Raw genomic sequence first — 14,017 nt, forward strand, 5'->3', positions numbered from 1 at the left:
CTACTTCTTCTTGCCCTTGCCGGAGCCGGGTGACGTCGGAGTCGGCTCGGGTGCCGGGGCAGGCGCCCCCGGCGTCGGCTCCGGCTCGACGATCTCCGGCTCGACGATCTCCGGCGCGGGGGACTGCGGGGGTGTCGGCGGCCGGGTGGTCGGGGGCGGCTCGGAGGCGAGGAACGCAGTCGTTGTCAGCGAGGGCGCCGGGACGTAGCCATCGGTGCGTATTCGCAGCGAATCGAACTGGGCCGAGCCGGCTGCGATGAGCAGTCCGAAACGGCCGTCGGCGAGGGCTGCGTTGTACGCCCGCGACGCGATGAAGACGCCGTTGAGCATCAGCGACACCGAGGCGCCCTTGATGGTGACGAAGAGCGTGTACTTCGTACCGGCGATCAGCGCACGGCTGATCGTCTGGTCGACCACCACTCGCCCGCCGACCACGTGCCCGAAGACGACGGTCTGCGCGGCGAGATCGAGCACGATGAACTTGTAGTCGGAGGTGCTGTAGAAGTCGTACACGAGGCCCGCGCGCGAACCGGCTGACAGCGTGACGACCTGGGTGATCTCGAGATACGCGTTCGACGAGACCGTGCCGCCGATGCCGACGAGACCGATGACCGGCTGACCGCCCGCGACGGTCCCGTTCACCGTGCCGGTCGCGGGCACGAGGGTGCCGCTGGGCACCTGTGCGACGATGCCGGGGCCGGCCGTGAAGTCCTCGGTCACGTCGTACGTGATGGTCGGCGGCAGCACCTGCACCGAGATGCTGTCGAACTGTCCCCGCGCCTGGTTGGAGCCGACGCCGACGAAGCCCTTGTTGAGACCGACCGACTCGCCGTCGATGATCCGCGGCGCGAACGTATGCGTGAACGCGACGGTGCCGTCGAGCACGACACTCACCGTGGTGCCGTTGACCGCGACCATCATCGTGTACCACTTGTTCGACTTGACGCCGCCGTTCACGACAGACTGCACGTCGACGATCCATCCCGCCGAGGTGCGGCGGCCCATGACGAGCTTGTTGGTGGACTGGTCGACGCCCGCGAACTTGAAGTCGGTGGGCGAGAAGTAGTCGAAGACGACGTAGGCGTTCGCCTTCCACCCGCCCGTGGGCTTGGTGAGGTAGATCTGCGCGTGGATCTCGAAGTAGATCGGCAGGTACTGGTCGATGTAGTACACCGCGACGGCGTCGCCGGTGGTGGAGGCCGCGGTGACCGTGAGCGCCCCACCCTGCACCTGGAACACCCCGGAGTCCGCGAAGAAGTCCTCGGCGCCGTCCGTGAATCCCGCCGTGCGCAGCACGTCGCGCTTCCCACCGGGGACGTTGCCGGGCTGCGGGTCACGCGGCCCGCCGGTCTGGTCCTGCCATTGCGGGTCCTTCTGCGTGACGAGGCCGATCTCGCCGTAGGGCTCGCCGTTGCGCGGGACGGACACCGCGCCCGCGAGCTGGGCGACCGTGAAGTCGGCGCCCTGCGCGGCCGAGAGCGCAGAGAGGAACTCGAAGAGTCCCGGCGGCACCTGGCGGCTCACGGTTCCGAGGCCGAACGGGGCGAACGGCACGAGGTAGCTGTTGAACTCGCCCACCCAGTCGATGAGCCTGTCGCCGCCCGTGTTGGCGATGAGCACGTCGAGGCCGGCGCCGCCGACGGCGCGGTCCTCGTAGGTGGTGTGCGTGTCGGGCTGCGTGTTCTCCCCGCCGGCCGTCGTCAGGACGTCGTCGACGTTGAGCAGATCGTTGCCCCAGCCGCCCCACAGCGTGTCGCGACCGGTGCCGCCGACCATCCAGTCGTGGCCGTTGTCGCCGAACAGCATGTCGTCGCCGTCCGAGGCCACGGTGGTCGTCGCCGTGCAGGTCCCCTGGTTGTTCGATGCCGAGCATCCCGTGGCGAGGCGGCCTTCCGCGTGGGCGAAGTTCAGGAACCACTCGCCACCGTTCACGAGGATCTTCCGCATCGGGGAGTACTCGTCGTACAGCAGGAACTCTCCCGTGACGGCGTCGAAGCCGAGGAGCGTCCCGTCGTTGAAGGGCCGGGTGAAGTCGCTGCGCGTGCCGCCCACGCCGTAGCCCACGGGGAGCGCCTCCGCACCCGAGATGGCGTCGTCGCCCGAGCCGCCGTGGATGAAGTCGGTGTCCCAGCCTCCGAAGATCACGTCGTTGGCGTGCAGCGGTGTCGCGTGCACGTCGAACACGTCGCCGTTGGCCGCGAACGGCGTGAGGTCGACCCGCTTGGTGAGCTGTCCGGTCGGGAACAGCGTGGCGACCTGGACCCGCCCCGGTGTGGTGATCTCGACCTGCACGCTCGCGGTGGTGATGCCGTTGAGCGGTTCGGTGGTGCCGTTGCGGCTCGTGAAGATGCGGCCGTCGTCACCGAGGATGCCGTCGACACCGGTACCGCCCGAGATCCAGTCGTGACCCCAGCCGCCGATGAGATCATCGTCGCCCGCGTCGCCGTAGATGACGTCGTTGCCGCGACCCGCATAGACGGTGTCGTCGCCGGACTCGCCGTGGATCTCGTCGGCGCCGCCGATGTCGTTCGCGAGCGCCCCGGCCGCGAAGTCGGGGCCGCCCGGCGTGTAGTCGAGCATCACGACGGCGCGGGGGACGAGGCGCATCTCACCGACGCCGGCGTAGTTGTCGTACGTGAACGTACGGTACTGCGTCGATCCGCCGGCCACGGCCGCCACGAGCCGGAGGATGCGTCCGTTGTCGCCCACGATGTTGTCGGAGTCGCGGCCGTGCAGGGCGGTGTCGTCGTTGCGCCCGACGTCGGTGCCCGCGCCGCCGAAGATGATGTCGCCGGCGTCCGGCCGCCGATCGGGCGTGACGAGCGAGAAGAGATCCGAGCTGCCGCCGATGATGTCGTCGCGGCCGAGGTTGCCGAAGATGACGTCGGAGCCGCCGCCGCCCTCGATGTAGTCGTCGCCGTCGCTCGCCGCCTCGACCGACGGGTCGAGGACGAGGTCTCCGGCGGGGTTGCGCGACGCGCCCACCGACTCGTCGATCGATCCGTCGCCCTGGATCCGGTCATCCCCGAGCTGCCCGAAGATCGTGTCGTCGTGGGCGCCACCCGCGATGTCGTCCGCCCCGTAGCGCGCGCCGGGCGTGGCGGTGTCGTGGTCGAGCAGGGTGATGCGGAAGTCGCTCCACGCGGTCGGACCTGCCGGGTCGTTCTGCCATGTCGTCGTGACGAGCGCGGAGCCCGCGGTCGCAGCATCCGTGCTGTAGATCTGTCCGCCGCTGAGCACGCGGAACCGCGGGTTCGTGTGGTTGCCGAAGGTCTCCGAGCGATCGAGCGAGACGTTGTCGCCGAAGATCAGGTCGCGGTCGGAGCCGCCGTCGATGCGGTCCGCGCCGCTACCGCCGATGAGGAGGTCGTCGCCGGCCTCGCCGCGGATCGTGTCGCCGGCGCCGAGGGCGTTGTCGGTGATGGAGACGGTGATCACCTGGAGCGCGCCTGCGCGCACGGCGAGCAGCAAGAGGCCGTGGTCGCCCAGGACGATGTCCGCCCCCGCACCCGCGGTGACGACGTCGGCGGCGGCGCCACCGAGCACCAGGTCGATGCCGGAGCCCGACGTGATGACGTCGGCCCCGCCGATCGCCGGATCGGTCGTCTCGATGCGGCCGGCGGGAAGCGGCACGCCGCTCCACAGCGCGGTGGCGGGTCCGGCGTCGGCGGTGAAGCGGCCGTTGTCGCCGATGACGATGTTGCGCCCGTCCGACACGGCGATGGTGTCGCCGCCGGCGCCGGCGATGACCAGGTCGTCGCCGCGGCCGGTCGTGATGATGTCCGAGCCGCCGAAGGAGGGGTCGATCGACCACACGCGGTCGATGTCGGCGGGCGCGCCATCGAGCGCCCAGTCGATGGAGGCGTGGTCGCCGACCACGATGCCGGTGCTGTCGGATGCGAGGGGCGTCTCACCGCGGTTCGTGATGACCGTGTCGCCGGCGGCGCCGCCCAGCACGATGTCGGCGCCGAGCCCGGTGGTCACGACGTCGGCACCCCCGATCGTCGGGTCCACCGTGGTGAGGAAGCCGAGCGGACGCACGGCGCCGTCAGTGAAGTCGCCGATGCCGCCGTGGCCGGATTGTGCGACGACGACGCCGGACGCGTCGACCCAGCGCACGACGCCGCGATCGCCGAACACGATGTCGCCACCCGTTCCGCCGTGGAGCGTGTCGGCTCCGATGCCGCCGAAGATGACGAGCGGCAGCGTCGACGCGTGCGCGTTGACCACATCGTCGTCCGTCGTCCCTGCGGGAAGGATCGCACCGGACGCGGGCATCACGGCCGTGACGGTCGTGGACCGGGTGACCTCGACCACCACGTGGGCGGCCGAGCCGTCGCGCTGCACCGTGGTGGCGAAGGTCAGGACCCCGCCGCTCTCGGCGATCTCGGACGCGGCCAGCTGACGACCGTTGACCCACACCCGGTATGCGACCAGATCGCCGGTGGCGCCGAGCGCGAAGGCGCCGCTCGACTGCACCGCCCACGTCGTCAGGTGGAGCAGCACGGTCACGATGTCACCGGGCAGCAGCGCGTCGAACAGACCCGCGGTGTCGAGGCGCGACGACACCACGTACAGCGCCGGGTCGATCGTCGTGGTGACGCCCCCGCGCGTGACGGCGATGCCGGCGACGACGTCGGCTCGCAGCGGCTCGTCGCCGTCGTCGAGGTCGGTGCCGAGGCCGATCACGTTGTCGTTCGGGCCCTGCGTGTTGAGCACGAAGAAGTCGTCCTCGGCCGCCGACAGGTTCACCGTGACGGTGTCGTCGCCGAGCCCGGTGTTGAGCCACGTCGTGGTGCGCACCCCGGCGCGCACGTGCGTGCCGTCGATCGCGATCGTGTCGGCGAAGCCGCTGGACCAGATACGGATGCCGTCCGCGAACGTGCCTGCCGCGGCGGCGCGCCACGAGATCCCGGCGGGCGCGAGCCCGGTGACGAAGATCTCGCCGGTCGGGGCGAGCGCTGCGTCGCGCGCCATCGCGGCGGCGGCAGCATCCGTGATCAGCACGTTCGCGTCGCCCGCGGCCGCGCCCTCGTCGCTGAGGAGCAGCGTGTGGCGGCCCGCGCCGAGGTCGAGGTTGAGCGTGCCCTGCACGAGGTCGAGGTCGCCGGCGAGGAATTGCGGCTTCTGGTCGATCCCCACGTCGGCGCGAGAGGAGATGTAGACGCGGTCGTCGCCGAGCCCGAACGAGACGTTGGTGATCGGCAGCGTGCCGCGGATGTTGAGCACGTCGCTGCCCGCGCCGAGCGCGAGGTTGAGCGTCTCGAGCCCGGCGTAGCGGATGCCCGCCTGGGCGGAGGCATCCGTCGCCGGAGCGGTGACTGCGGCGCCGAGAGCCGACAGGTGGATCGTGATGGCGTTGGCCGGGTTCTCGTTGACCTCACCGCGGAAGCCGATCACGTAGGTGCCTCCGACGAGCCACACGTAGACGCTCGCGGCGCAGCGGGTGCGATCCTGTTCGCCGCAGCTCATCGCGACGCCCGGATCGGCGCCGACGGTCTGCGGGTGCAGGAGCGACTGCAGAGCCGAGCGGACGATCTCGGCCGACGTGCCCGCCGCGAAGGTGATCGCGCCGATGCCGGTGGCGGCTCCGCCCTGCACCTGCGACAGCATGATCGTGAACGAACCGCCCCGCGGCGTGACCGAGTAGAGACGGTCGAGCGGGCGGCCGACTGCGTCGAGGGCGGTGCGCGGAGTCATGTCGAGACCGGTGAGCGTGTCCTGCGTCAGCCAGCCGAGGTTGGCGTTCGTGTCGCTCGCGTCGCTCAGGTTCGCGACATCCGTCCCGACGCCGCCGTCGAGCACCAGCAGAGCTGCCAGCAGATCCAGGACACCGGATGCTGTGCCCACCGCGAACGTGTCATGGTCGGTGTTTCCGTACAGCGGGGCGGCGGCGCTCGACGGGCCGCCGATCACCCGGGTGTGGCCGTCGATCGTGCGGATCGTGAGGAGGTCGTCGCCCGGGCCGGCGTCGACCGTCGTCGTGCCGGCGTGGGTCGTCTCGATCGTGAACCGATCGTCGCCGTATCCGAGGCGGATGGTGAGGTCCTCGAACTCGGCGTAGCGGATGCCGCCGAGCACCGGGCGTCCGGCGAGGGAGTAGTCGCCCGCCATGCCGAGGCCGGTGATGCGGTCGCGGGTGAGGACGCCGGTGTCGCTCGCGGGGCTGTCCTCGTTGTGGACGACCAGGACGTCCACCTGCGCCGACTCGATCGCTTCCCCGGTGCTCGCGGTGATCGGAGTCGGGTGGCCCGAGCTCTCGCCGGGCAGCACGATGGGCAGGTAGTCGTCGAGCTCGAGCGACACCGGCGGGTTGGGGTCGTCACCGCCCGACACGTACAGCGGACCCTGGATGAGGTGCACGCGGCGGGCCGCGTCGGCGAACTCCTGCACGTCGTCGCCGTCGACCCGCGCATCGTCGAGCGCCCGCACGGTGATGACGACCGCCGAGGCCCAGTTCGCCGCGGTGAAGGCGAGGGTGAGCGACGACACCCAGGCGCTGCCGTTCCAGATCTCCAGCTGGCGCTCGTGGCAGCCGTTCGGCAGCCCGCAGTCGGCGCCGCCGATGTCGAGTGTGAAAGAGGCGATGGCGCCGAGCGTCACCCTCACCGTCTCACCGGCGGCGGGGGCCTTCGTGAGACGCACGGTGTACGACACGGTCGCCCCGAACTGCCCGCTCGTCGCGCCCTCGACGAGGCGGAGGTCGCCGCCGATGGGGGTGATCACGACGCCGGCCGTGTCGCCGTCGTGCACGAGCACGCTGACGCGGTCGACGACGGTGCCGGCGAGCTCGGCCACGTACACCCGCCCACCGACCACGAGGCCGGAGCCCCACGGGTCCAGGACGGTGATCGTGGTGGCGGTGTTGCTCGCGATCGTGCGGTACGCCGCCGTGCCGTTCGCGTCGACCAGCCGCAGCAGCGACCCGCTCAGCCCACCCGCGGCGGTCGGCAGCGTGACACCCGAGAGTGTCACCGTGCGGCGGTCGGCCGAGATCGCGGCGACCGTGCCGACGAGCTCGGTCTCGGTGAGCGGCGCGGCGTACCCGACGACGGTGAATGAGGCGCCCGCGCCGGGGGCGGCATCCCATTCGCCCTCGATCTGGATCGTCGTGACGGTGTTGTCCCAGATGCGGCGCACCTGGCCGGCGGCGGGCCCGCTCGTGATCGTGATGAGGTGGCCCTTCAGCGAGCCCGCGGTGGCGGCGAGGCCGGAGAAGGCGAACTCGTTCGCGAGGCCCGCGGCGCCGGCGACGATACCGGTGCGGCGATCGCTCGACACGATCACGGCGGTGATGGCCTGGACGTGCTGGCCCTCGACGGCGGTGTCGTCGATCGCACGCACGTGCAGGGTGCGCGCACCCGCGGCGGTGGACACCAGGTCGAGCGTGGCGAGCCATGTGGCTCCGTCGGTCGAGAGGAGCAGGCCGGTCGGCGCGGAGACGCGGACGGTCGCGGAACCCTGAGGTGCCGAGGTGAGACGCACCTGGTAGGTCGCCGTCGTGCCGCCGGTGCCGGCGGCGTCGACCGGTTCGACGACCCGGATGCCGCCGTCCGGGAGCACGATCGGCACCTCGGGGGCGTCGTCGTCGATGACGCGGACGAACGTGGTCGCGACGAGGGCTCCGCTGTACTCGGCGCCGACGACGATCGCATCGATGGGCGCGAGGCTCTCGCCCTCGGCGGACAGGTCGCCGAGGGCGCGCACGAAGACCGTGCGCTGTGCGGCGTCGCCGATGGTGAGGGTGACGGACGTGCTCCAGGTGGAGCCGTCGAGCGAGAGCTCGATGGCCCGGGCGCGGCTCGTCGAGGTCGGGTCGACGGCAGGAGCCGACAGCGTCACAGAGACCGCGACGCTCGGGGCGCGGGTGAGCCGCACGGTCACCGCGCCCGGCGCACCGCCCTCGGCGAGGACGAGCGAGCCGCCCACGGGTGCGACCACGACGGTCGGCTCGTCGTCGTCCATGATCTCGGTGGAGATGCCGTCCACGGGCAGCAGCGCCCAGGCGCTGTTGGCCAGCGTGCTCTCGACCTCGTGGCGGATGAGACCGGTGTGCCCGAGCAGATCGTTCGCCTGGACGGCCGGGGCGGCGCTGCCGACCTCGACACGGTCGGAGCCGAGTCCACCGAAGATCGACAGCTCGACCGCGGGGTTCGTCGACAGGACGTGGAAGACGTCGTCGCCTTCCATGCCGTAAATCGAGACCCGCTCGACGTTGACGAAGCGGATCACGCGGCCCGCGCCGTACACGCCGCCCGAGGTGATGACGAAGGTGTCGCCGAACTCGGTGCCGATGATCACCACGAGGTCGTAACCGGCGCCGCCGTCGATGTTCACTGGAGCGTTCGACGCGTACTGGATGAAGTTGCGCCCCTCACCGGCGTTGAGGGACGTCAGCTCGGACTCGCCCACGAACGAGCGGATCACGAACGTGTCGTCGCCCGCGTCGCCGTAGAGGTTGAGCGTCGCGACGTTGCGGAACACCTCGAAGGTGTCGTCGCCCGTGCCGCCGTAGACATTGGCCGTGAACGAGACGCCTCGCGTGAGCTGTCCGCGCGTGGAGGAGAAGAAGGCGGATGCCGGGAACTCGGCGTCCTGCACGTAGGCGGTGTAGAGCTGGCCGAAGCGGAAGCGGTCGTTGCCGGACCCGCCGTTGACGGTGAGCACCGAGGCCGTGTCGTCGAAGGCGAAGGTGTCGTCGCCGGTGAGCCCGTTGACGATGACGCCGCCGGTCATCTCGGTGCCGTAGGTGACCCTTTCGGCCGTGCCGAACTGCCCGGACGTCGCACCGGGCTGCGACAGCGCCGCGATGAGTGCGCGGGTCGCGTTGCGGCGGAACAGGAACGTGTCGTCGAGCGAGGAGCCGTTGACGATGAGGACGTTGGTGCCGCCGTCCGCGACGTCGAGCGTGTTGATGCGGATGTTGCCCACGCCGAACAGGTCGATGACGGAGTAGTCGGAGTGCGCGCCGCCGTCGAGGTTGAGCACCTGTCCGTCCATCGGGTTCACCCCGACGGGGCCGGGGGTCGCGTTGACCAGCAGCCAGTCGGCGCCGTTCTCGCCGAGGACGGTCGTCGGGCCGGACAGTCCCTCGATGAACACGCGGTCGTCGCCGTCCGCCGCCCGGACGGTCGTCGCCGCCGCGTGGGTCGAGTCGACGTTGAGCACGTCGGATCCCGAGCCGAGCGTCACGTCGAGGGACTCGAAGGCGGCGTAGTCGATGCGTCCGTCGGTCATGGCGAAGGTGCTCGTGGTGACGGATGCACCGGCCGGCACGAGCGGGTGTCCGGCGACGCCGGCGATCGTGAGCAGACGCGTCCAGCCGGCGGCGCCCGCGAGCGCTCCGGTCCAGGCGACCGTCCAGCGAGCGCCGGCCTTCGTGACGACGACGTTGCCGGCGCCCACGAGAGCCGCGAGCGCCGCCTGAACCTGTGCGGCCGTCGCGTCGAAGGCGAGCTGCGCCGTCGTGCCGACGCCGGCGACGGTGAGGGCGAACCGGCCGTCGATCGCCCCGGCGACGGTGACCACCTGCACGAGGCTGGGCCGCGGCATCCCTCCGGTCATCCCGAGTCCCGCCACCGACGTGCCGGTGACGACGCCGATGCGGTCGAGCACGGTCGCGGCGTCGTCCAGGTACAGCGTGTCGGTGCCGGAGCCGCCCGAGATGGTGAGCGGCGCGGTGATGCCGGTGAGGACGCCGCCGATGCCGGTGAGGGTCGAGCTCACCCGGACGGTGTCTCCGCCCTCGCCGGTGCTGAGGGTGGTGGCGCCGGCGACGGTCCGCACGATGACGGTGTCGGCGCCGTTCCAGGTGGTCAAAGTCGTGCTGCCGGCGTGAGTGGAGTGGATCGTGAAGGTGTCGCCGCCGGATCCGAGGTCGATCGCGAGCGATTCGACGCCAGAGTAGGTGATCCCGGCGGCCATCCCGAGGCCGGTGATGCGGTCGGACGTCAGCTCGCCCGTGTTCGCCGCGGTGTCGCCGGTGTCGTCCACGGCGAGGACGTCGGCGCCCGCGATCGCGCCCGGGCCGGTACCGCCCGAGACGACCAGGAGAGCGCTGATTGCGTTGACGTTCCCGCCGCTGTTCGTCCAGGCCGCGTTCGTGGTGCCAGAGGCCGCCGCCTGAGAGCCGACGGCGACCCGATCGGTGTGCTCACCGGTGAAGATGCGGTGCTCGACCTGGATGGCGCGCACGGCGACGCGGTCGCCGCCGGCGAGCGTGCGGATCTCGACGAGCTCGACCCCCGAGTGCGTGATCGTGCCGAGGGTCGTCATCAGCCCGGCGTCGCTGAATGCGATACGGCGGATGCGGTTCGGCTGCGTACCCGCAGGCGGCGCTGCCACCACATCGACGATGAGGTCGTCCGGGGCGGTCGAGCCCCAGATCTCGAGGCGGTCCGAACCGGAGGTGTCGACGACGTGCACGGCCATGCCGGTCGAGCGGGTGAGCTCGATGCGCACCAGGTCGGCGCCGGGGCCGGCGTCGAGGTAGGCGGTCCCGGTCCAGGGGTTCGCGGTGCGGGCGATGCCGCCGACCGTGACCGTACCGTCGGCGTCGCCGACGAGGATGGCCGTCGCGCCGCCCCCGGCGGACGTCAGGCGAGCGATCTCGAAGATGCCCTTCAGGTCTTCGGCGATCGACCCGATGCCGAAGTCGGTGCCGACCGCGAGCCCGACCACGAAGAGGTTGCCGTAGAGGCCGAAGTCCCCGGTGGCGAACGACTCGACGAGGGTGTCGCTGCCGCCGTCGTCGAAGAACTGATCCTGCCCGAGGCCGCCCGTCACCGTGTCGTCGCCGGCGCCGGAGTCGAGCACGTCGTCGAATCCCGACCCGACGAGGACGTCGTTCTCCGTGCCGCCGCGGAGGGTGAGGGCGAGCTGGTTCGCCGTGACACCCGCGGCCGAGATCGAGTCCGCCCCGCCGCGGCCCTCGATGACGAGCGCATCGCCCTGGCCGCGCACGCCGCCGGAGATCCACACCGCGTAGGCGGCACCCGAGGTGCGCGACACGGTGGTCTGGCCGCTGTCGGTCGCGACGACGAACGTGTCGCCGGCGGTGTTCGAGCCGCGGACCGTCACGATGTCCGTGCTGCCGGTGCCGAGAGCGACATCGACGCGGGTGAGGCCTGAGGCGTTGCCCGTGACGTCGTCGAGGGTGATCTGATCCGCTCCCGCGCCCGCGTCGACGATGAGGCGCTCGATCCCCGACGTCGTCTTGACGACGCCGGCGAGGTCGAGGCTCAGCGTGCTCGAGGCCGGGTTCCCGACCGTCAGCAGGTCGGCGCCGCCGCTCAGCGAAAGGGTCAGGGAGTCGGTGCCGGAACCTCCGATCACGACCTGCGCGTCGCCGGAGGTGAACACCGCGACCGTCGCGATGATGGCGTCGTCACCGGCGCCGCCGTCGTAGCGACGGGCGAGCCCCGACAGCGTGTCGTTGTCGCCTCCGCCGTTGAGGATGTCCGTGATGCTGCTGCCGAACAGCTGATCGCCGCCGTCGTCGCCGTTGAGCGTCACCGTGCCTGAGCCGGTGTGGCGCAGGATGTCGTTGCCCGAGCCGCCGTTGACCGTCGCGCTCGCCGAGCCGGTGACCGTGATGGTGTCGTTCTCGGAGCCGCCGCTGAGCACGCTGCCGGCACTGGAGCCCTGCAGGAGGATCGTGTCGTCGCCCGACCCGCCGTCGATCGTGACCGGCACCTGCACGCTGGGATCGATGACGAGGTGATCGACGCCGTCGCCGAAGCTGGCGTGGATGCGCTGGACGTTCGCGTAGGTGCGGGAGTGTCCGAAGGCGGTGATGCGGATCGTCGCCAGGCCGTTCTGCAGGCTGCCGATCTGCTCGATGAACACCGTCTCGTTCGTCACCGAGGTCGCGACGTTCCTCGCGGTGCGCTGCGGGCTGCCGCCCACGTTGACGTAGAGGTCGCGGTCGGTCGAACGCCAGGCCCGCAGGTCGTGGTACGGATCCGGATTGCCCGTCGTGCCGTTGCTCGCGAGGTAGGGCACGACCGGGAACGACACGCTCCCGATGGTGAAGGTGTCGCTGCGCGAGTACCACGTGCCGAGCACCTTGAACCGCACCGTGATGCGGAAGCGCAGGGGCACTTCGCCGAACCCGTCTCCGTCGCTGTCGACGCCGTCGCGGGAGTCGGCGGACACCGACAGGTCGAGACCGACGCCGAGGCTGATCTCGAAGATCTTGAAGTCGAAGTACACCTCGACGCTCGCGCCACCGCCGATGAACAGCGTGTACCAGACGATGCCGTCCTGCTCGTGCGTGAGGAACGACACCTCGAGGTGGAACTCGCCGCGGATGCCCATGAACGAGCCGCCGAGCTGCATGCGGCCCGACAGCTTCAGGCTGAAGTTGCCGTCCGAGTTCAGGAAGATCGAGCCGGAGAGGTCGGCGATGAAGAAGTTGAGCGTCGCGTACGCGTCGAGATACCAGTCGCCGGAGGAGTAGGTCGTGTCCGTCGCACTCGTCTTGCCGACCTCGATCGTGAAGCCCGCGTCGAAGCTGAACAGCCTCAGGAGTGTCACCGAGCCGGTGAGCTGAAGCTTGAAGCCCGGGTCGACGCCGTTCCGCCGCTCGCCGACGGTGTTGATGCGCAGCTCGCCGCTCGCGCTGATGCTGAAGACGAAGGCATCGGCCGAGGCGCTGACGGCGACCGCCATCACGAAGCCGTCGTCGTAGACACCTGCCCGGCCGCTGGCGCGGAACGTGAGTCCGGCGAGGTCGAAGTCGACCCCGAAGGACATCTCGAACGCGCCTGCCGCGATGCGGATCTCGGCGAAGCCGGAACCGCGGGCGAAGCCGAGGAAGTCGATCGCGCCGTCGAGGCGCAGGAGGAATCCGGGCGCGACGCTCGTCGAGCCGATCATCTTCGCGGAGCCGGTGGTGTTCAGCTGGATGACGGCGCTCGCCGAGAAGCCGATGCCGATGTCCTCGCCGAAGCCGACGTCGAGAGCGATGGCGAACCGGGCGACGACACCCTGGGCGGTGATGGAGAACCCGGAGTCCACGATCGTGAGCTCGCCGAACGGATCGAGGGCGGCGCGCCCGTTGACGAGGAGCGACAGTTCGGACGCGCTGATCGTGAGCACCACGTGCCCGGTGATCTCGAGCACGTTCAGGACCTTGAGCGACCCGTACATCTCGAGGCGGAAGCCGGCGATGACGTTGATCGTCTGGTTCTCGACGAGGAGCCGATCCTGCGCGTCGCGGGCGAAGCCGCCGAACACCGGGCTGCCGTTCACGCTCTCGGTCTCGACCACGAAGGTGCGGATCTGCCGCGCGTGGGAGAACGTGTTGATCTCGAGGAGGAACTGGCCGTTCAGCGACATGCCGGGGATCGAGTTCACCCCGAGCGTCAGCTGCACGCGCCCCACCACGCCGGTCTGCGCGCCCACGTACACGGCGAGGTTCAGCGCGCCGGTGAGCGACCCGAGGTAGGGGATGGTCGTGCCGACCATCCCGTCGACCTTGAGGTAGGCCGTACCCGTCGGGTCGATCGCCGCCGTGATGCCGATGAAGCCGGTGAGCGTGAACGCGCCGCCGATCGTCAGTTCGGCCTGGATCGCCGCGACGACGTAGATGCTCGGCCCGGTCGCCGACGGGTCCGGCTGGCCGTCGATGCCCGGGGGAGCGGCCGGGATGTAGAACACCGGCGCCTGCCCCGGGAGCAGCAGCGGCAGGAACGCGTTGGGAACGACGAAGGTCTGATCGGCGAGGGTCGTGTTGAAGATGACGTTCACGGAGCCGGTCGCCGAGAAGAGCGCGCCGACGTTCGGGAGCCCGATTCCGACGCCGGTGGCGACACGGATGCTGCCGGCGACGCCGGGAAGCGGGCCGTCCGTCCGGACCATCAGCAGACCGGTGACCGAGCCGTACTCCAGCCTGGCCGAGCCGTAGCCGAACGACAGGTGCCCGGTCAGGAACATGTCCATCTTCGGCGCCGGCGGATCCAGCGAGATGTTCAGGTACACGCCGCCCTGCACGCGCATGAGCTCCGTGCCGCCG

1 protein-coding gene (cut by a window edge) is annotated in these 14,017 nt (G+C 70.6%); it reads right to left on the reverse strand.

The window, feature by feature from the left end:
- Positions 1-14,017: the end of a hypothetical protein gene (locus ACFQ7C_RS08325; RefSeq protein ID WP_378899049.1), read on the reverse strand. The gene runs 23,420 nt beyond the window's last position; the window shows 14,017 of its 37,437 coding nt (coding positions 23,421-37,437); its start codon lies off the right edge, out of view; it ends in the stop codon at positions 1-3.

This window comes from Microbacterium sp. NPDC056569 (assembly GCF_042793475.1).
In the GTDB taxonomy this organism is placed as follows: Bacteria; Actinomycetota; Actinomycetes; order Actinomycetales; family Microbacteriaceae; genus Microbacterium.